Genomic DNA, 18,867 nt, shown 5'->3' on the forward strand with positions numbered 1-18,867 from the left:
CACATCGCATTCCACACCATTCAATTCTTGCAGGAGAGAGCAGGGGATGAAGGCTTACAGCATCAAGCGGGCGGCATTGTGCGTCGCCCTCGGGGCGTGTCTGGGCGTAGTGCTGCCCGGCATCGCGATGGCACAGAACGTAAGCGGCGCGGTCGCCGGCCGTGCAACCGCCGGTGACCAGGTCACCGTGGTCAGCAGCAGCACTGGCCTGACCCGTACCGTCACCGTTGGCGCCGATGGCAGCTACCGCCTCGGCCAGCTGCCGGTGGGTGACTACCAGCTGCAGCTCAGCCGCGATGGCCAGAAGCTGGGCGATCAGGTATCGGTAAGCGTTGCCGTCGGCGGTACAACCACGGTCAACCTGGCCAGCGGCGGCGGTGTCACCAACCTGGATGCACTGCAGGTGGTTGGCACGCGCGTGATCAACCGCGTGGATGTCTACTCCACCGAAACCTCGTTCAACATCAACCGCCAGGAGATCTCGCGGCTGCCGGTGGCGCAGGACCTGTCTGCGGTCGCGCTGATGGCGCCGGGCGTGGTCGGCGGCAACTCCTCATTCGGTGGCCTGTCGTTCGCCGGTTCATCGGTGGCCGAGAATGCGGTCTTCATCAACGGCCTTAATGTCACCGACATGTATACCCGTCGTGGCTTCAGCACCGCGCCGTTCGCGTTCTTCAATGAATTCCAGGTCAAGACCGGCGGTTACTCGGTGGAGTTCGGCCGCTCCACCGGTGGCGTGATCAACGCCGTGACCCGCTCGGGCAGCAATGAATTCGAGGGCGGTGTTGAAGTCACCGCCGAGCCGAGTGCGTGGCGCGCCAGTGGCGGCGATCATTTCCACCGCGACGGCACTCCGCATTCCTACGGCAGCCGCGACAACAATTCCTTCCTGAAGACCAACGTCTGGGGCTCGGGACCCATCATCAAGGACAAGCTGTTCCTGTTCGCGATGTACGAGGACCGCAGCGACAAGGGCCACAACACCTCGTCCGATGGCAGTACCTGGTTCAAGAACGATTCCGGCAACGGCTTCTGGGGCACCAAGCTGGACTGGAACATCAACGACAACCACAGCCTGGCGCTGCTGGCGTTCTCCGACGAGGGCGATGTCACCAATGCGTCGTACGGCTACAACTGGAAGGCCGACCAGCTCGGTGCGTGGGGTGGCGACTCGGTCACCGAGACCGGCGGCCGCAACTGGTCGGCCACCTACACCGGCCACTTCGGCCAGAACTTCACCGCGCGTGCCATGGTCGGCCAGAACAAGCAGCGCGCCTTCACCAACTCGTCGCTGGACCAGGCCTGCAGCCCCGTGTTCACCGACAGCACCTACGGCCCGCGGCTGGGCAAGCTGCAGGGGCTGCGCGCCGGTTGCCACCCGACCGGCGCGGCCGTGGCCGAGCGCGATGACACCCGCGATGTCGCGCGCCTGGACTTCGAATGGCAGCTCGGCGACCACCTGCTGCGCTTCGGTGTCGACCGCGAACTGATGACCACCAAGCAGTCCACCCGTTATCCAGGGCCGACCGAGCTGAGCTACACCGCCTACGTGGCGCGGCCCGGCGATGAAGTGTGGGATGGCGCCAACGCCTACGTACCGGCCGGCGTCACCGAGATGCTGCGTGCTCGCAACCGCCGCTCGGGCGGCACCTTCGAGACCGAGGCCAATGCCTTCTATCTGGAAGACATCTGGAACATCACCCCGAACCTGATGCTGAACCTTGGCGTGCGCTGGGACCGCTTCGAGAACCGCACCGCTGCAGGCAAGGCGTTCATCAAGATGGACGACCTGATCGCGCCACGCGTCGGCTTCTCCTGGGACATGCGCGGCGATGGCAGCACCAAGCTGTTCGGCAACGCCGGCCGCTACTACCTGCCGGTCACCAACAACATCAACGTGAACTTCGCCGGTGGCCTGACCGACGAATACAGCTATTACGTGCTGAACGGCTGGGAACGGAAAACCTCGCCGACCGGTTCGCCGTACATGGCACCCATCGTCGGCCAGCAGATCGGGCCGACCGACACCCGCATGAACACCGGCGGCGCCGACCTGCGCCAGAGCGTGGACCGTGACCTGAAGGCGGTTTACCAGGACGAGTACATCCTGGGCTTCCAGAACATGATCAACCAGGCCTGGTCGTGGGGCGTCAATGCCACCTACCGGCGCATGACCCGCGCGCTGGATGACATCCGCATCAACTACACCCCATGCGGCCCGACCCCCAGCACGCTGTGGCCGATCGCCAACCCGGGCGAGAGCCTGACGATCTGGGGCGACAAGAGCATCGGTTGCGCCAACGAAGGCTGGATCACCATCGATACCGCCAACAGCGGCTACCGCAAGGGCGGCAGCGGCGAGGTGATCGGCTACTCCAAGCCCAAGCGCACCTACAAGGCGCTGGAGTTCCAGATCGACCGTGCCTGGGACGAGAAGTGGATGTTCAACGCGTCCTACCTGTGGTCGAAGAGCGAAGGCAACTTCGAAGGCCCGGTGAACTCCGATACCAATTACGGTGATACCGGCATGGTGCAGTTCTGGGACCACCCGGCCACCAATGAACGTTATGGCGTGCTGTTCAACGACTTCCGTCATCAGTTCAAGCTGCGTGCCGCGTATGCGCTGAACAAGCAGTGGTCGTTCGGCACCACGCTGCAGGTGCAGTCCGGTGGCCCGATCACCGCCTACGGCGTGATGTGGCCGAACGACTCCATCGCCGGTGGCAGCACCTCCAGCGAGGGCAGTGGCGGTGGCACCGGCTGGCTGTGCGTGGCCAACTGTGCGGGTCCCTACAACCAACGGCAGTTCGAATACAGCCCACGCGGTGCGTTTGGCCGCCTGCCGTGGACCTGGACCATGGGGGCCAATGTGACCTGGCGGTTGCCGGTGGAGGGCATCGACCTCAGCGCCCGCTTGTCGGTGTACAACCTCACCAACAACCAGAAGACCATCAACGTGCACCAGCGCTATGAAGCACAACCCGGCCAGTACCGTGAGGCGACATTTGCGACCGGCACGCGCTGGCAGGCCCCGCGTTATACCCAGCTGGTGGTGACCTGGAACTTCTGAGGCCACGATCCGCGCCGTCCACCGTGACGGCGCAGGCAATGGAGGGACTGCCCGCATGCACCACCTGCTGATCCTCGCGGCGGCACTGGCTGCACCGTCCGCGTCGTCGGCCGACAGCGCCGCAATCGAGGCCGACATCGCGGCCGTGGTCCAGGCCGAGCATCTGCCCGGGCTGGCGCTGGCGGTGGTCGAGGAGGGGCGGGTGGTCCATCGCCATGCAGGGGGCGCGCGCGGCGATGGCGGCCGCATCGACGAGGACACGCTGTTCAAGATCGCGTCCAACAGCAAGGCGATGACCGCTGCGCTGCTGGCGCGGTTGGTGCAGCAGGGCAGGCTGCACTGGGATGATCCGGTGCAGCGGCATCTGCCGGGCTTCCGCATGCACGATGCGTGGGTGGGCCAGCAGATGCAGGTGCGCGACCTGTTGATCCACAACAGCGGCCTCGGCCTGGGCGCCGGTGATCTGATGCTGTGGCCGGAGCCGAACGCCTTCACCCGTGCCGACATCATCGCCGGGCTGGCGCACCTGAAGCCGGTCAGCAGCTTCCGCAGCCGCTATGCGTACGACAACCTGATGTACGTGGTGGCCGGCGAAGTGGCGGCGGCGGCGGGTGGCAAGCCGTACGACCAGTTGATGCGCGAGCAGGTGTTCGAACCACTGGGCATGACGCGCTGCCAGGTGGGGGCGTGGTCGGTGAAGCGCGTGGGCAACGTGGCACAGCCGCATGCCTGGCGTGGTGAACGCAACGAGGTGGTGAACGCCGATGCTGCGATCAGCCCGGACCTGCCCTCGATGGCGGCGGGTGGCATCCGTTGTTCGCTGCGCGACATGACACGCTGGATGCAGGTGCTGCTCGATCCCGCCCTGGTACCTGACTGGCTGGACAGCACGCAACGCCGCACGCTGTGGACCCTGCACATGCCGATGCCACTGGGCGAGCGCCAGCGGCGCTGGGACAACGCGCATTTCTACGGTTATGGGTATGGCTGGCGGGTGTCGGACATGGACGGGCAGTGGAAGGTGGCGCATACCGGCACGCTGTCAGGCATGTATTCATCGCTGGCGCTGCTGCCCGACCGCAGGGTGGGCGTGGTGATGCTGATCAACGGCGAAGGCGAGGACGCACGCACGGCGCTGATGCAGGCGATGCTGAAGCGCTTCACCGCACCAGACGATACGCGCCCGGCGATGGAGTACCTGGCCGAACTGAAGGCTGACCGAGCGGCGCAGGCAGCGTCTGGCCACCAACGGCCGGCGACCGCAGCCGCGCAGCCGGCACGCGGCGATGACCTGCCGCGTTGGCAGGGTCGCTACAGCGATCCCTGGCTGGGGCCCGCATCGTTGTGCCCGGACAGGGACGGCCTGCGCTTCAGCGTGGACAGATCGCCACGGCTGCAGGGTGCCGTGCTGCAACTACAGGAGCGTTGGCTGCTGCGCTGGGATACGCTGGGCGAAGACGCGCAGGCGTGGCTGCAGCCAGGCGAAGGCCCGGCACCGACACTGGACCTGCGTGCCATCGATCCGGACATCGACTTCAGCTATGACTTCCAGGACCTGCATTTCACTCGTACTGGCGACTGCCCTGGCAGCGACCGCCAACGCCGCTGAACCACCGCGTGTTTCACCCGCCACCGGCGCGGCCGACGCCGGGCTGGTGGAGATCCGGTCGGTGGCGCCACGTATCGACATGGATATCCGCTACGCCGGTGCCAACAACTTCACCGGCGCGCGTGTTCCGGGCTACGAGGCTCCTTCCTGTTACCTGCTGGCCCCGGTGGCGAAAGCGCTGGCGCGGGTGGAACAGGATCTGCGTGCGCAGGGTTTTGGCCTGCGCCTCTACGACTGCTACCGGCCAGTACGCTCGGTGCAGGCCTTCATGGCCTGGGTGAACGACCCGGGCGAACTCTCGCGCAAGGCGTTGCAGTACCCGGACCTGGACAAGCCGCGCCTGCTGGCCGATGGCTACATCGCAGAGCGTTCTGGCCACAGCCGTGGCGCCACGGTGGATCTTGGGTTGCTGGATTGCAGCAGCGGCAGCTGCACGCCGTTGGACATGGGTACCGACTTCGACTTCTTCGGGCCACGTGCGCACACGCAGGCGAGCGGACTGAGCGAGGTGCAGCAGGCAAACCGCCAGCAGTTGGTACGGGCAATGGCGCGCCGCGGCTTCGTGAATTACCCCCAGGAGTGGTGGCACTACACCCTGCAACCCGAACCGGATCCGGGCACCGCGTACGACGTCCCGGTACGGTAGGGGTATCGGCAGGGCTGCGCCCTGCACCCGCTACAAGCCAGAGCAACAGCAACAGCACGCATTCCGTGGGATGGCGGGGTGGGTCGCTGCTGTTGGTAGGTGTCGACCTTGGTCGACACGGTAGATCCACGCCATGCGTGGATGCTCTTCGTTCAATTCTCGAAATATTCGATTTCGATTGAGATTCATCCACGCATGGCGTGGATCTACCACCAACCGTCATCAGGAATCTGTCGGAGGTGGGGCGGTGTGGGTGGGCAGGACCGTTGGCGCCATGGATGGCGCCATCGAGCCCCCAGGGATGGGTTTACGGCGTGTCCTGCCCACCCACATCGTCCCGCCAAACCATCAACAGTCCAGAGCCGCTTTGGCTTTGGCCGTTGCCTGAAGCCTCTGCGGGTGCAGGGTGCAACCCTGCCGATACCCTTACACTGACCGCCTTCCCACCGTTGCCCACCCGATGAACCTTCCCCTGCACTTCGGCCTGCTCGGCACCCTGGAAGCCGGCGCCATCGCCCTGCTGGTCGGCCTGCTGGTGTACTTCCTGTGGTCGCGGTTGTGCCGGCTGCTGCACTGGTCGATGGGTCATGCCATCGGCTGGGCCTGTGTCATCTCGGTGGTGGCCTCCGCCGGCATCGATGCGTGGAAGCTGTTCTACATGGGCATCGTGCGGCTGGAGTCACCGCTGTACGCGCGCATCTTCCTGTCCACCATCCATGATCCGAACGAACTTGGCAGCCGCGTGGTGCTGGAAATCGCCGGCGCGCTCGCCGGTGTTGCGCTGGGATGGGTGATGTTCAGTTCGCGGTCATCGGCCCAGACCGCGAATTGACGCAGGTTTTTCGTTCGCTGCCGGTTAAATCCTGGCGCGCTGAATGCGCAGCTTATGAGCCACTCACTTCGCGCTAACCACCGTACTAAAGCATGTGCGGTGGCGAGTGGTTAATCGCGTGTGTTGATGCCGGTCGCAGCGCAAAATCGATTCAGAAAGGCGGTGGCAGGGTAGGTGCCGTGCGGAGACAAGACGCCGCGCAACACCACCCAATCGGTAGGAGACACCCCTGATGACTATTCGCAACCGCAAGCCCCTGATCGCCCTGATCGTCGCCGCCGGCAGCGTGCTGGCCATTCCGGCGATGGCGCAGTCGGCCAAGCAGCAGGCGGCGCATGCGCAGAACGAGGCCGCGCAGGCCCAGCAGGCGGCTGCACAGGCCGGCCAGGCCGCTGACCAGGCGACCAATGCGGCCGCAGCGGCATCGGCACAGGCCAATGGCGGTGGCCAGACCTGGGCCAGCATCGATACCGATGGCAACGGCACCATCAGCAAATCCGAGGCGCAGGTGAACGCGGGCCTGGCCCAGGTGTTCGACCAGGCCGATACCAACAAGGACGGCGAGCTGAGCGCCGATGAGTACAAGGCCTACGTGGCCGCCCAGCAGGCCGGTGCCGGTGGCGCAGCGCAGGGTGCACAGGGCAAGTAAGACCTGCATCGGGGCGTATGGGAACCCGGGCGGCTTCGGCCGCCCGGGTTTTTTCGTCACCATGGCCCCTGTATCCTTGCGCGATGAACACCCCCACGCCTGCGCCGTCGCGCGCCATCGGCCTGGTCGGTTTTGACGGTGACGATACGCTGTGGAAGAGCGAGGACTACTACCGCAAGGCCGAGCAGGATTACCTTGACCTGCTGTCGCGCTACGTCGACGTGCATGACACCCATACCGCGCGCCACCTGCTGGAAGTGCAGCAGCGCCACCTGGGCACCTTCGGCTACGGCGTGAAGAGCATGACGCTGTCGATGATCGAAGCGGCCATCGACATCACCGGCCAGCGCATTGACGCGAAGGACATCCAGCGCATCCTGGACATCGGCCACGACACCCTGCGCCACCCGGTCGAACTGATCGACGGTGTGCGCGAAGCGGTGGCGGCCATCGCCGAGCACTACCCGGTGGTGCTGATCACCAAGGGCGACCTGTTCCACCAGGAAGCGAAGATCAAGGTCGCCAACCTGGCCGAGCTGTTCCCGCGCATCGAGATCGTCTCGGAGAAAGATCCGGAAACCTATGCCCGCGTGCTGGCCGAATTCGATCTGCCGATGCAGCGCTTCGTGATGGTCGGCAACTCGCTGCGTTCGGACATCGAGCCGGTGGTCACCCTCGGTGGCTGGGGCGTGCATACCCCGTATGCAGTGACCTGGGCACACGAGACCCAGCACGGTGTGGCCGACGACGAACCGCGCATGGTGACCGCCGACACCGCCCACGATTGGCCGGCTGCACTGGCGGCGATCGAGGCCAAGGCCGCCGCGGCGGCCTGACAGGGCCCGGCGGCTGCGGCAGAATCGGGCCATGAACCTCCGACTGCGCGTGTTGCTGTTGTCCCTGCTGCTGGCGCCGGCCACCGTGCTGGCCCAGCAGACCGCCGAGCGTTCGGCAGCCTACGAGGTGGAGACCGGTGACAGCTGGGTCGATGCCCAGCTGCAGGACATCAACCACTACGCCGAGCGCTACCCCGACGCCTTCCTCGACGAAGTGTCGCGCTATGCCGACGTGCCGCGCGGCTACATCAGCGCGCTGTTCACCACCCATGGATGGCAGGCCGGGGACATCTATTTCGCCTGCTTCTGGGCCAAGGCCAGCGGCCAGACCTGCCGCGACAGCGTGCGCGCCTTCAGCCAGGACCCGGAGGGCGGCTGGGAAGCCGTGGTGAAGCGGATGCCCGCCAAGCCCGACAACCTGCATTACCGCGCCGTGCGCCATGCCATCGTGGCCAGCTACCAGCACTGGGACCGGCCGATCACCCTGGATGCCACCCTCAAGCGCCAGTTGAAGCGGTAGCGCCGGCCGCTGGCTGATTCTGGTGGGTGCGAACCTTGGTTCGCACGCCTTTTGCTCCTTCCCCCGCCAGATCAGTGCGAACCAAGGTTCGCACCCACCAGACCTGCCCGGGTCAGGCGCCATGTTGCTCTGCATATCGCCGCCGCCACGCACTCCGGCGACAATACGGGTCCGAGCTGTTCCCCGTTCCCGTAATCGAGTGACTGATGAGCGCCTCTTTCGTTTCGCCTGATGTGATCCGCCGCCTGTTCGCGCAGGCCATGTCCCGCATGTACCGCACCGAAGTGCCGCTGTACGGCACGCTGGTGGAACTGGTGGAGCGGATCAACGCGCAGGTGCTTGCCCAGGATCCGGCGCTGGCCGCGCAGCTGCAGCGCAACGACGAGCGTGCACGCCTGGATGAAGAGCGCCATGGCGCGATCCGCGTCGGCACCGTGCAGGAGCTGGCCACGCTGCGCCGCCTGTTCGCGGTGATGGGCATGTACCCGGTGGGCTACTACGACCTGTCGGTGGCTGGCGTGCCGGTGCACTCCACCGCGTTCCGCCCGCTCACTGGCACCGCGCTGGCGCAGAACCCGTTCCGCGTGTTCACCTCGCTGCTGCGCCTGGAGCTGATCGAAGACGAAGCGCTGCGTGCCGAATCGGCGAAGATCCTTGCGCGACGCCGTATCTTCACCGACGGCGCGCTGGCGCTGATCGACCAGGCCGAGCGTGACGGCGGCCTGTCGCAGGCTGATGCCGAACGCTTCGTCGATGAAGCGCTGGAAACCTTCCGCTGGCACGGCGATGCCACCGTTGACCTGCCGACCTACCACGCGCTGCACAACGCGCATCGCCTGGTGGCCGACGTGGTCAGCTTCCGTGGCCCGCACATCAACCACCTGACCCCGCGCACGCTGGACATCGACGCCGCGCAGGCCGCGATGATCGAACACGGCATGGCGGCCAAGGCGGTGATCGAAGGCCCACCGCGCCGCGCCTGCCCGATCCTGCTTCGCCAGACCAGCTTCAAGGCACTGGAAGAGGCCGTGCATTTCCCGGGCGGCGAAGGCGGCGATGCCGGCACCCATACCGCGCGCTTCGGCGAGATCGAACAGCGCGGCCTTGCGCTCACCCCGAAGGGCCGCGCGCTGTACGACCAGCTGCTGTCGCAGGCACGCGATGCCGGTGGCGAAGGCAGCACTGGCGGCGACTACGGCCAGCGCCTGCAGGCGGTGTTCGCCAGCTTCCCGGATGACCATGACACGCTGCGCCAGGAAGGCCTGGGCTATTACCGCTACCAGCTGACCGACGCCGGCCGCGCCGCGCCCGAGCGCGTGGCCGATCTGCCGGCTGAAGTGCTGGTGGCCGCCGGACTGGCCACGGCCGATCCGATCGTCTACGAGGATTTCCTGCCGGTCAGTGCCGCAGGCATCTTCCAGTCGAACCTGGGCGGTGAAGAACAGCGCGCCTATGCCGCACACGCCAACCGCGAGGCCTTCGAGCAGGCGCTGGGCGTGGCTGTGAATGACGAGTTCGAGATCTACGAGCGGCTGCAGGCCGAATCGTTGGCGGCGCTGCGCGGGTAAACGACTTGCCGTGGAGCCGAGCGTGGGCTCGGCTCTACAGGGATTCTGTGGAGCGGGCCCTTGTAGAGCCGAGCCATGCTCGGCTGCACAGGGAAGGAGAGTCGAGCATGGCTCGACTCTACAGCCGCGGGCGTCAGCCCTTCATCGTGCCGGTATCCAGCCAGCGCTGGTGCCACGACAGCGCTTCCGGCAGCAGGTGCGGGGTGTGCTTGCCGTAGCTTTCGCGGCTGGCACGGTCGAAGTAATCCTGCAGCTGCGGGCGGAAATCCGGGTGCGCGCAGTTGTCGATCAGCACCTGCGCGCGCTTGCGCGGGGTCAGGCCACGCAGATCGGCCAGGCCCTGTTCGGTCACGATCACCGACACGTCGTGCTCGGTGTGGTCCACATGGCTGGCCATCGGCACGATCGCCGAGATGGTGCCGTTCTTGGCGGTGGACGGGCTCAGGAACGCCGACAGGAAACCGTTGCGGGCAAAGTCACCCGAACCGCCGATGCCGTTCATGATCCGCGTGCCCATCACGTGCGTCGAATTGACGTTGCCGTAGATGTCCACCTCGATCATGCCGTTCATGCCGATGCAGCCCAGGCGGCGCACCAGTTCCGGGTGGTTGGAGATTTCCTGCGTGCGCATGATGATGCGCTCGCGGTAGAAATCGATGTTCTCCTTGAACGTCTCGTTGGCCTGCGGGCTCAGTGCAAAGCCCGTGCACGAGGCATAGCTCAGCACGCCGTCGCGCAGCAGGTCGAGCATGCCGTCCTGGATCACCTCGGTGAACGCGGCCAGATCGCGGAAACCGCTCTTGGCCAGGCCGGCCAGCACGGCGTTCGGAATGTTGCCCACGCCCGACTGCAGCGGCAGCAGGTTCGGCGGCAGGCGGCCCTTCTTCACTTCGTGCTGCAGAAACTCGATCAGGTGCGAAGCGATCTGCTCGCTGGTCGCATCGATCGGGCTGAACGGGCTGTTGCGGTCCGGGCCGTTGGTGCGCACCACCGCCACGATCTTGTCCGGGTCGCAGCGCAGCGCGGTGTCGCCAATGCGGTCGTTGGCGTTCACCAGCGGAATCGGCTTGCGGTGCGGCGGCAGCGCGGTGCCGTAGTAGATGTCGTGCATGCCGTCGACGCCGGCCGGCTGCCATTCGTTGACCTCGACGATCACCTTCTTCGCCAGGTCCAGCCAGGTCTTGTTGTTGCCGACCGAGGTGGACGGCACCAGCGAACCGTCCTCGCGGATGGCCGAGACTTCGATCACGGCGGTATCGATCTCGCCGTAGAAACCGAACCACACGTGCTGGGCCACGTGGCTGAGGTGGATGTCGATGTAATCCAGTTTGCCCTCGTTGATGCGGTTGCGCGCATCCGGGTCGCTCTGGAACGGCATGCGCATGGCGATGCCATCGGCCTTGGCCAGCGCGCCATCAAGCTCCGGAGCGGTGGAGGCGCCGGTCATCAGCTTGATCTGGAAGGGGTTGCCCTGGGCATGCACCGCTTCGATGCGGCGGGCCAGTTCGACGGGAACGGCCTTGGGATACCCGGAGCCGGTAAAGCCGCTCATGGCCACGGTTTCACCGGGCTGGATCAGCGCGGCTGCGGCCTCGGCGGAGACCACGCGGTCACGGAGACGCGCGTTGGCGATGCGATCAACAGACATGACGACACGTGTTGCTGGGGGAATCCCGATTATCGGCCATCCTCATCCGTACGGGGGGTTCTACCTTCGTGGAATGGCTTTTCCCCGGAGGGCTCACCCATACCCACCGGTTTTGTTTTGCAGTGCAGCGTGCAAAGTGCTTTCGCAGCCCGCACGATGGCCCTGCATCCCGACGTGGGGGAGGGAGCAGAGCCCGCTGGCAGTTCGCTGCAAGCGGGCTTTTTTATTGCCTGCCGTCCAGTATGAATACGCGGCACCCCATCGGGGTCGGATTCCTTTGCCAAGGGCAAAAGGCTCTGACCCCACCCGCGGCATCAAGCGGCGGCATCTCGGGGTCAGGGCCCTTCGCCGTTGGCAAAGGGATCCGACCCCGCGAGAATCGGGGCATGACCCTCGCCCCCGCTGAACTGTCCGCCGCCCTCCAGCCCGTTGTCGACCGCGCCTTGTCGCGATTGGCCCAGGCGCTGCCCGAGCCCTCCCCGGCCGACCTGCTGCCGCTGCTGACCCGGCTGGCGGTGGCCAGCGACTTCGCCCTGGATACCCTGGTGCGGCAACCGGCGCTGCTGGCGCAGCTGGCCGCCCCGGGTTGCCCGCCGATCCCGGCGCCGGTGCTTGACCCGCTGCAGCCCAGTGATTGGCCGGCACAGCTGCGGCGCTGGCGTGCGGCGATGTCCACGCGGCTGATCTGGCGCGACCTGGCTGGGCTGGACGACGTGGCGCAGACCCTGGCCGGCGCCACCACCCTGGCCGAGGACTGCCTGCGGCTGGCGCTGGACGCGCTGCAGCAGGAGTTCGCCCAGCGCCACGGTGTGGTTCGCGATGGCGAAGGCGCCCCGCAGCAGCTGGTGGTGTTCGGCCTCGGCAAGCTCGGTGGCGGCGAGCTCAACTTCAGTTCCGATATCGACCTGGTCTACGCCTACCCGCACGGCGGCGAATCCGATGGCCCGCGCGCGCTGGCCGCCGAAGAGTATTTCGCCCGCCTCGGCCAGCGCCTGGCCAAGCTGCTGGACGAAACCACGGTCGATGGCTTCAGCCACCGGGTGGACCTGCGGTTGCGCCCGTTCGGCAGCGCCGGCCGCGTCGCGCTGTCGTTCGCGGCAATGGACCAGTACTTCCAGCGTGAGGGCCGCGACTGGGAGCGCTACGCATGGCTGAAGGCGCGCGCGGTAGCCGGCGACATCGCCGCCGGTGAGGCGTGGCTGCAGACGCTGCGCCCGTTCGTCTACCGCCGCTACCTCGATTTCACCGCACTTGATGGCCTGCGCGAGATGAAGGCGGCGATCACCGCCGAAGTCGCGCGCCGCGAGCTGCACGAAGACATCAAGCGCGGCGCCGGTGGCATCCGCGAGATCGAGTTCCTGTGCCAGGCGCTGCAGCTGATCCGCGGTGGTCGCGAACCGGCCCTGCGCGAACGCCGACTGCTGGTGGCACTGGATGCGCTGGTCGCCGCCGGTCAGATCGCGCCGGAGGATGGCGCGGCGCTGCGCGAGGCCTACCTGTTCCTGCGCCGGCTGGAAAACCGCCTGCAGATGCTGCGCGACGCACAGACCCACGTGCTGCCCAGCGATGCATTGGACCGTGAGCGCATCGCCGTCGGCCTCGGCTATCCGGACTGGGACGTACTGCGCGCGGCACTGGCCGTGCAGCAGGCGCGGGTCAGTACCGAATTCGCCGCGCTGCTGGCGCCGCGCAAAGGCCAGGCCGCACCCGACGCACTGGCCAACTACTGGCGCAGCCTGCCCGACGGCAGCAACGCACCGCTGCTGGCCGAAGCCGGTTTCCTCGATGCCAACGGCGCCGACCAGTCGCTGCGTGATTTCGCCCAAAGCACCGGTGTGAAGTCGTTGTCCGACGCCGCGCGTGCCCGCCTCGATCGCGTGCTGCCGGCGCTGCTGCATGCCGCCACGCGTTCGCCGCAGCCCGATGCCGCGCTGAAGCGCGTGCTTGGCCTGTTGCAGGCGGTGCTGCGCCGGACCAGCTATCTCGCACTGCTGGATGAGCAACCGAGTGCGTTGACGCGGCTGGTGGATGTGCTGGCGCGCAGTGCGCTGCTGGCCGAGCGTCTGGCTGCGTATCCATTGCTGTTGGACGAACTGCTGGACGTGCGCGTGTCCGGGCCGATGCCGGATGCTGCCGGCATGCTGGCCGAGTGCCAGCAGGTGCTGGCGGTGGAGGATCCCGAATCCGCGCTGCGCTGGCTCAACGAGACGCGGCTGGCGCTGAGCTTCCGCATGGCGATGGCCACGCTGGACGGGCGCCAGGGCGCGGTGGACAGCACCCGGCAACTGGCCGAGCTGGCGCAGGCGGTGGTGATCACTGTGCTGGCGATGGCCGAAGCGGACATGCGCGCCGCACACGGCGAGATTCCCGGTGGGCGCTTCGCGATCATCGGCTACGGCAGCCTGGGTGGGCTGGAGCTGGGTTTCGGTTCCGACCTGGACCTGGTGTTCCTGCACGACAACCCGGCCGGCGTGGATGCCAGCGATGGTGCGCGGCCGCTGGAGCCGGGCCGCTGGTATGCGCGCCTGGCACAGAAGGTGATGGCACTGCTTGGCGCGGTCACCGCCGCCGGCCGCTTGTACGACATCGACGTGCGCCTGCGCCCGGATGGCGGCAAGGGTTCGCTGGTGTCTTCGTTGGCCAGTTACACCGAATACCAGCGCGAACGCGCATGGACCTGGGAACACCAGGCGTTGGTGCGCGCACGCGGCGTGGCCGGTGATGCCAGCCTGCTGGCCGACTTCGAACAGGTGCGTGCGCAGACGCTGGGTCGTGAGCGCGATCCGGCGACGCTGTATGCCGATGTGCTGAAGATGCGCGGCCGCATGCGCACCGAACTGGACCGCAGCGATGCCGCGCGGCTGGACCTGAAGCAGGGTGCCGGCGGCGTAGTGGACCTCGAGTTCCTGCTGCAGACCGGCGTGCTGGCGCGCAGCGCGCAGCATGCGGCGCTGTTGGAACCGCGCGATACACCGTCGTTGATCGATGCGCTGGCGGTTGCCGGCTTCCTGCCCGATGCCACCGCGCAGGGGCTGCATGGCGCGCATGCCACGCTGCTGGACGTAGGCCTGGCCTGCACGCTGGATCGGCGCCCGCGATTGGCACCGACCACGCCTGCGATTGAAGACGCGTGCGCAGTGATTACGGCAGCGTGCAGAGCCGCGGCGTTGCCGTTCGGGTGATGCACGGTCGTGCGGGAATGCGCTCTTGGTAGGTGCCAACCTTGGTTGGCACAACCCATCAGCGTTCATGACCCCGGCAACAGCGTGCCAACCAAGGTTGGCACCTACCAAGGCATGTGGGGGTCAGCTGGTGGCGCGCAGCGGTGCCATCTTCCACAGCAGCGCGCGGAACGGCGCCAGCAGGCACACGCCGATGGCCAGCTTCACGGCCAGGTCACCCGCCGCCCAGCTCACCCACGGCAACGCCGAACCGGCAAACGCGATCGACCAGAAAATGGTGGTGTCCACCGCCGCACTGCAGGTGGTGGCCACCATCGGTGCGCGCCACCAGCTGCCACGGCGCAGGCGGTCGAACACGGTGATATCCAGCAGCTGCGCCACGATGAAGGCCGAGCACGAGGCTATGGCGATACGCGGCGTGGCCACCCAGATCGACAGCAGCACCGCCACCAGGAAGCCGATCCACGCCACGCGGCGCGCCGGGCCCGGGCCGAAGCGGCGGTTGATCAGGTTGCTGACCAGGAACGCCACCGGATAGCTGAAGGCACCCCAGGTCAGCCAATCGTTGATCGGGTACTGCACCAGTACGTTGGACAGCAGCACCACCGCGCCCATCGCCAGTACCGCCAGCACGAGGGCGCGCGGGGTCAGCGGGGCAAACAGAGGGGCAGGACGCACGGACATGGCGAGCCAGGGGGACAAAGGGAATCACCCATTATCCGCCCGGCCCGCGCCAAATCCAAAAACGCTCGTTCAGCTTTACAGCGCTTCGCTCATCACATCGCCCGCCGCGTAGGCGGTGGGCACGTAGGCCAGTGCCTGGCCCTGCGCGCTCTTCACGGTCCAGCCGGCACCGGCCTCGGTGGGGTCGAAATGCACCTGCTGGCCGACCACGAACGCTGCGGTCTGGTCTTCATGCATGCGCGCCGGCCAGCGCAGGGTCGCGGTCTGGTCCGCCTTGTCCGGCACCTGCAGCTGCACCTGGCGCTCGCCCTCCGGTGTGGTCTCCACCTTCTTCACCTCCATCGGCGGCAGCGGCACCGCCTTGGTGCGCTGGGCTTTCTCACGGCGTTCGCTGGCCTTGAACGGCGCCTTGGACAGTTCGGACAGGCCCGCCGATGCGGCAAGGGGCACCGAGACCACGATCACCGAAGTGATCAGCACGCTGGCCTCGCTGCTGTTCAACTGCGGTGCGGCGCCGGCATGGACGGTGGGCACCAGCAGTGCGGAGAGCAGCAGGACGGAAGCAGGAACGCGCAGGCAACGGAACATGGAGACCTCCTGGTCAGAGTGGAGACGGCGGCTCAGCGCCGGGTATCGAAAATGTCGCGCGGGCCGGTGGCCTCGGGCAGGTATTCCAGCGGGCGGCCCTGGTTGTCCTTCACCTGCCAGCCCTGGTCGGTCCCGGTCGGCTCGAAGTTCACGGTCTGGCCTACGGTGAACTGCACGGCGGGATCGCCGGGGCGCTTCGGCCACTGCATCGACGCGGTGTTCTGCGGGTTGTTGGCATCACGCAGCAGCACCTCGCGGCGGCCGTCGACGGTGGTGGCGATGGCGCTCACCTGCATCTGCGGCAGCTTCACCGATGCGCCATGGCCGGGCGGCAGCCCGGCATCCTGGGCTTCCCTGGCAGCGGCGGCGCGCGCTGAAGCAACCAGGGGGGCGGACATTTCCAGGCTCGGCCCCTGCGGACCCGGGTCCTGCAGGATGATGATGCGGCGTTCGGCATGGGCAGTGTTCGCGCCGAGCAGGCCGGCAACCATCACCATCGACATCAGGGAAACAAGCAGCGGACGCATGTCGTTCTCCTCGCGGGATTCAGGGCGTGGCGGCAGCAGCACCGGCCACCGGCACATGGGGGATCACCAGTTCCTGCTGCAGCTGGCTGCGCTGGTGCAGGAAGTCGAACACCGATTCCACCGTCACCACCGAATAGTTGCCGGAGATGCGTTCGCCGGCCGGATGGTCGGTGGTGGTGGCGTTGGCCACGAACAGGCGCGCACCCACGCGCTTGCCCAGGCCGATATGCAGCACGCTGGGCTGGTACTTCTGCTGGCGCAGCCACTGCTGTGCCTGCTCGCGCTTGACGATGGCCGGCGCGCCATCGGCCTGCGCCATCGCTGCAGCCAGCACTTCCAGCACCCACTGGTTGGAGTTCTGGTAGTCGGTGGCGAACGGGTAGGCGACCACGTTGTACCTGGTCTCGTGCAGCGCCTTGGGCTGGATCGACGGCGACACCAGCATCGCCTTCAATGCAGCACGCAACGGCGCCGAAGGCACACCAATGCGCAGGTCGGTATGCCCGCCGCTCTCGCCGACGAAGTTGCCGAGGCCTTCGTGGTACAGCTGCGAGCTGTCGGTCTTGCAGCGGTTGAGCAGGTGCATCGCACGCCAGCGGCCATCGTCTTCGCGCAGCAGGAAGGCCAGGTGGCTGTGGCGCAGGCCGTAGCGGCTCAGGTCCTGGCCACCGCGTGCGGCGACCACCACATCCACATCGGGCAGGGCGTCCAGGCGTTCGGCGGTGGTCCAGGCCACGTCCAGCATCGCCGCCTGCGAGGCGACGCTGGGGTAGCGTTCGCGGCATTCGGTGCTGTTGGCCCATGCGGGCGCGGTCGCCAGCAGGCTGGCGATCAGCAGGGCGGCGCGGGGCAGGCGGGAGAAACGATCCATGTTGGTACCTTCAACGGCGGGCAGGCCCGCGCGCCGATCATACGCCGCTCAGCGCAGCGGGCGGTCCACGCCCTTGCGCTTGAGTTCCCTGTCGCAGGCGTCGCTGATCGGGGCGATCGGCAGCGGCGGGCGCTCGCCATTCTTCGGATCGCGCAGCGCCGGCTGTTCGCGGTACGCGTCCAGCTGCTGCTGGCACTGATAGGAAATCGGGTCCAGCTCGGTGGGCGTGGTGGAGCAGGCAGCGAGCAGGGCCAGCGGCAGCAGGAGCAGGAGCAGGGTACGCATGAAGGCATTCGGTCCGATGGGGGACACCGGACTCTAACGGTATGGGCAGATTGAAATGTTCAGAAACCGCTGTGCATCCGGGTTACGGAGGGCTGGACCATGTCGGGGGGCTTGGGCCACGACGGGCGTTGGGCCACGGGGGTGGGCCTGGGCTGCGGCGGGGTAGAGTCGACTGTTAGTCGACTACCGCGCGCAGCGCGGGGTTTCCAGCGGTATCGCAAACAGCAGTCGACTAACAGTCGACTCTACCCAGTCGACTTCCTGCCCGGGTCATCGCGCAAGCCCCAGCCGCGCTTTCACTTCCGCCGCCACGCGCGCGGTTTCGCGCAATGGCTCGATGCGGTCGTACTGCCAGTCCAGCCAGTGCGCCTGCAGCCGCCCGCGTTCGCGCAGCTGCTGCTGGAAGCGCGCCAGGCGGCCCTGCGCGGTATCGGCCAGCGCCACCATCACCGGCATGCGCGTGGCACAGGCTTCAGAGAGCAGGTTCACCGAATCGGGCGACACCACCACGCGGTTGGCCCAGCCGAGCAGGCCGCCATAAGGGTTCACCCCGTCGCCGCCGTCGCCCCAGATCACATGCGGCAGGTCTGCGAACGTCGCGCGCAGGATCTCGGCCAAGGCCGGCGGCGTGCGGCGCGAGGTGGTAGCCAGCAGGCTGCCACCCTCGCTGCGGATCTGGTCGGCCAGCGCACGGAAGACAGCGACCATCGCCGCCTCGTCCCACGGCGCCAGCGGGGTTGGCCCGCCCACCAGCAGCGCGGTGCGCGGGCCGGGCAGAGTACTGAAGCCGGCGAACGCGGCGCGGCCCCACGCAAGCCAGTCATCGTCCACCGGGTTTAGGCTGCCGAGCAGCGTCAACACATTGCTGCCGCGCAGGGCGTCGTGTTCGGGCACCACCACCATATTCCAGTGGCGTGCGCCGATGCGCGGGTCGAGGATCTGCACCACCTGGCTGCCACGGGCGCGCAGCACGCGCAGGGCGCCGGCGGCCTGGCGACCACAGCCGATCGCCAGCGCCGGGGCCTCGGCGGCCAGTGTCGCGAAGGCCTCGCCGTAGCCGTTCACATCGCCCGGCAGGCGCCGTGGTGAGACCCAGCGCCAGGGAGCGCGCGGCTGCAGCACCAGCGGCCGATGGGTGCCCTGGCGCAGCGCCGAGGCCAGCGCGACCGCCTGGCGGACATTGCCCGCGCGGCCGTCGGTGACCGTCCAGGGCGCGCTCGATCGTTTCACCATTGGCATTAATTCGTTTCAGCCCTGCTGGGTGTTGCAACAGTCGCGACACTCTACACTGCGGCTCGTCGTTTCGCCCCGCGCCGCCCGCGGGCACTGACTTCCCTTCGCCGCCCTGGAGA

The 18,867-nt window shown here is 67.2% G+C and carries 16 protein-coding genes; 9 read left to right on the forward strand and 7 right to left on the reverse strand.

Translation table 11 applies throughout. The annotated features are described in order from the left end of the window. Positions 1-46 precede the first annotated feature (46 nt). The 8 genes from AASM09_RS01910 (at position 47) to hglS (ending at position 9,730) form a co-directional block, all read left to right on the forward strand. A complete protein-coding gene (locus AASM09_RS01910) occupies positions 47-3,070 on the forward strand; it encodes a TonB-dependent receptor (RefSeq protein WP_049432869.1) in 3,024 nt (1,007 codons plus the stop codon). 55 nt (positions 3,071-3,125) lie between these two features. Beyond that, the gene (locus tag AASM09_RS01915) at positions 3,126-4,679 is read left to right on the forward strand and encodes a serine hydrolase (RefSeq protein WP_100443751.1); all 1,554 of its coding nucleotides are present in this window, start codon (positions 3,126-3,128) and stop codon (positions 4,677-4,679) included. After that, positions 4,612-5,325, forward strand: coding sequence for a M15 family metallopeptidase (locus AASM09_RS01920; RefSeq protein ID WP_049432877.1), 714 nt, complete (start codon positions 4,612-4,614; stop codon positions 5,323-5,325). Before AASM09_RS01915 ends, AASM09_RS01920 begins: the two co-directional genes overlap by 68 nt. Before the next feature lie 460 nt (positions 5,326-5,785). Next, positions 5,786-6,157: a hypothetical protein gene (locus AASM09_RS01925; RefSeq protein ID WP_049432879.1), complete on the forward strand. Its 372-nt coding sequence runs from the start codon at positions 5,786-5,788 to the stop codon at positions 6,155-6,157. A gap of 232 nt (positions 6,158-6,389) precedes the next feature. After that, positions 6,390-6,806 (forward strand): EF-hand domain-containing protein, encoded by a 417-nt coding sequence (locus AASM09_RS01930; RefSeq protein ID WP_049432882.1) that lies wholly within the window; start codon positions 6,390-6,392, stop codon positions 6,804-6,806. Positions 6,807-6,889: 83 nt separating this feature from the next. Beyond that, a complete protein-coding gene (locus AASM09_RS01935; protein ID WP_049432885.1) occupies positions 6,890-7,642 on the forward strand; it encodes an HAD family hydrolase in 753 nt (250 codons plus the stop codon). 31 nt (positions 7,643-7,673) lie between these two features. Further along, positions 7,674-8,162, forward strand: coding sequence for a hypothetical protein (locus tag AASM09_RS01940; RefSeq protein ID WP_049432888.1), 489 nt, complete (start codon positions 7,674-7,676; stop codon positions 8,160-8,162). 206 nt (positions 8,163-8,368) lie between these two features. Then, a complete protein-coding gene (gene hglS / locus AASM09_RS01945) occupies positions 8,369-9,730 on the forward strand; it encodes a 2-oxoadipate dioxygenase/decarboxylase HglS (RefSeq protein ID WP_049432890.1) in 1,362 nt (453 codons plus the stop codon). A 133-nt stretch (positions 9,731-9,863) separates the two neighbouring features. Here hglS and AASM09_RS01950 read toward each other — a convergent pair whose 3' ends face one another. Next, entirely contained in the window at positions 9,864-11,378 is a 1,515-nt protein-coding gene (locus AASM09_RS01950; protein ID WP_019662193.1) for an acetyl-CoA hydrolase/transferase family protein, read from the reverse strand. A gap of 386 nt (positions 11,379-11,764) precedes the next feature. On the opposite strand from AASM09_RS01950, the gene glnE reads away from it, so the two are divergent. Next, positions 11,765-14,560, forward strand: a complete 2,796-nt coding sequence (gene glnE / locus AASM09_RS01955) for a bifunctional [glutamate--ammonia ligase]-adenylyl-L-tyrosine phosphorylase/[glutamate--ammonia-ligase] adenylyltransferase (protein ID WP_049432892.1) — start codon at positions 11,765-11,767, stop codon at positions 14,558-14,560. Between the two features lie 123 nt (positions 14,561-14,683). On the opposite strand, the gene AASM09_RS01960 is transcribed toward glnE, so the two are convergent. The 6 genes from AASM09_RS01960 to AASM09_RS01985 all read right to left on the reverse strand — a co-directional run bounded on the left by AASM09_RS01960 (position 14,684) and on the right by AASM09_RS01985 (position 18,748). Beyond that, positions 14,684-15,244, reverse strand: coding sequence for a queuosine precursor transporter (locus AASM09_RS01960; protein ID WP_049432895.1), 561 nt, complete (start codon positions 15,242-15,244; stop codon positions 14,684-14,686). 75 nt (positions 15,245-15,319) lie between these two features. Then, entirely contained in the window at positions 15,320-15,832 is a 513-nt protein-coding gene (locus AASM09_RS01965; protein WP_049432897.1) for a hypothetical protein, read from the reverse strand. A gap of 32 nt (positions 15,833-15,864) precedes the next feature. Continuing rightward, a complete protein-coding gene (locus AASM09_RS01970; RefSeq protein ID WP_049432914.1) occupies positions 15,865-16,359 on the reverse strand; it encodes a hypothetical protein in 495 nt (164 codons plus the stop codon). Positions 16,360-16,378: 19 nt separating this feature from the next. Further along, on the reverse strand, positions 16,379-17,230 hold the full coding sequence (locus AASM09_RS01975; protein WP_100443752.1) for a DUF2145 domain-containing protein: 852 nt from the start codon (positions 17,228-17,230) through the stop codon (positions 16,379-16,381). A gap of 48 nt (positions 17,231-17,278) precedes the next feature. After that, positions 17,279-17,515 (reverse strand): hypothetical protein, encoded by a 237-nt coding sequence (locus AASM09_RS01980; protein WP_343368732.1) that lies wholly within the window; start codon positions 17,513-17,515, stop codon positions 17,279-17,281. Between the two features lie 270 nt (positions 17,516-17,785). Then, positions 17,786-18,748, reverse strand: coding sequence for a mitochondrial fission ELM1 family protein (locus AASM09_RS01985; protein ID WP_049432901.1), 963 nt, complete (start codon positions 18,746-18,748; stop codon positions 17,786-17,788). Positions 18,749-18,867 lie beyond the last annotated feature (119 nt).

The organism is Stenotrophomonas maltophilia, assembly GCF_039555535.1.
GTDB classification, from domain to species: Bacteria; Pseudomonadota; Gammaproteobacteria; order Xanthomonadales; family Xanthomonadaceae; genus Stenotrophomonas; species Stenotrophomonas maltophilia_Q.

What these genes read in the sequence shown, in the direction of transcription:
- AASM09_RS01910 (WP_049432869.1), top strand. Translation starts at nt 47, where the DNA reads ATGAAGGCTTACAGCATCAAGCGGGCGGCATTGTGCGTCGCCCTCGGG.
- AASM09_RS01915 (WP_100443751.1), top strand. Translation starts at nt 3,126, where the DNA reads ATGCACCACCTGCTGATCCTCGCGGCGGCACTGGCTGCACCGTCCGCG.
- AASM09_RS01920 (WP_049432877.1), top strand. Translation starts at nt 4,612, where the DNA reads ATGACTTCCAGGACCTGCATTTCACTCGTACTGGCGACTGCCCTGGCA.
- AASM09_RS01925 (WP_049432879.1), top strand. Translation starts at nt 5,786, where the DNA reads ATGAACCTTCCCCTGCACTTCGGCCTGCTCGGCACCCTGGAAGCCGGC.
- AASM09_RS01930 (WP_049432882.1), top strand. Translation starts at nt 6,390, where the DNA reads ATGACTATTCGCAACCGCAAGCCCCTGATCGCCCTGATCGTCGCCGCC.
- AASM09_RS01935 (WP_049432885.1), top strand. Translation starts at nt 6,890, where the DNA reads ATGAACACCCCCACGCCTGCGCCGTCGCGCGCCATCGGCCTGGTCGGT.
- AASM09_RS01940 (WP_049432888.1), top strand. Translation starts at nt 7,674, where the DNA reads ATGAACCTCCGACTGCGCGTGTTGCTGTTGTCCCTGCTGCTGGCGCCG.
- hglS (WP_049432890.1), top strand. Translation starts at nt 8,369, where the DNA reads ATGAGCGCCTCTTTCGTTTCGCCTGATGTGATCCGCCGCCTGTTCGCG.
- AASM09_RS01950 (WP_019662193.1), bottom strand. Translation starts at nt 11,378, where the DNA reads ATGTCTGTTGATCGCATCGCCAACGCGCGTCTCCGTGACCGCGTGGTC.
- glnE (WP_049432892.1), top strand. Translation starts at nt 11,765, where the DNA reads ATGACCCTCGCCCCCGCTGAACTGTCCGCCGCCCTCCAGCCCGTTGTC.
- AASM09_RS01960 (WP_049432895.1), bottom strand. Translation starts at nt 15,244, where the DNA reads ATGTCCGTGCGTCCTGCCCCTCTGTTTGCCCCGCTGACCCCGCGCGCC.
- AASM09_RS01965 (WP_049432897.1), bottom strand. Translation starts at nt 15,832, where the DNA reads ATGTTCCGTTGCCTGCGCGTTCCTGCTTCCGTCCTGCTGCTCTCCGCA.
- AASM09_RS01970 (WP_049432914.1), bottom strand. Translation starts at nt 16,359, where the DNA reads ATGCGTCCGCTGCTTGTTTCCCTGATGTCGATGGTGATGGTTGCCGGC.
- AASM09_RS01975 (WP_100443752.1), bottom strand. Translation starts at nt 17,230, where the DNA reads ATGGATCGTTTCTCCCGCCTGCCCCGCGCCGCCCTGCTGATCGCCAGC.
- AASM09_RS01980 (WP_343368732.1), bottom strand. Translation starts at nt 17,515, where the DNA reads ATGCGTACCCTGCTCCTGCTCCTGCTGCCGCTGGCCCTGCTCGCTGCC.
- AASM09_RS01985 (WP_049432901.1), bottom strand. Translation starts at nt 18,748, where the DNA reads ATGGTGAAACGATCGAGCGCGCCCTGGACGGTCACCGACGGCCGCGCG.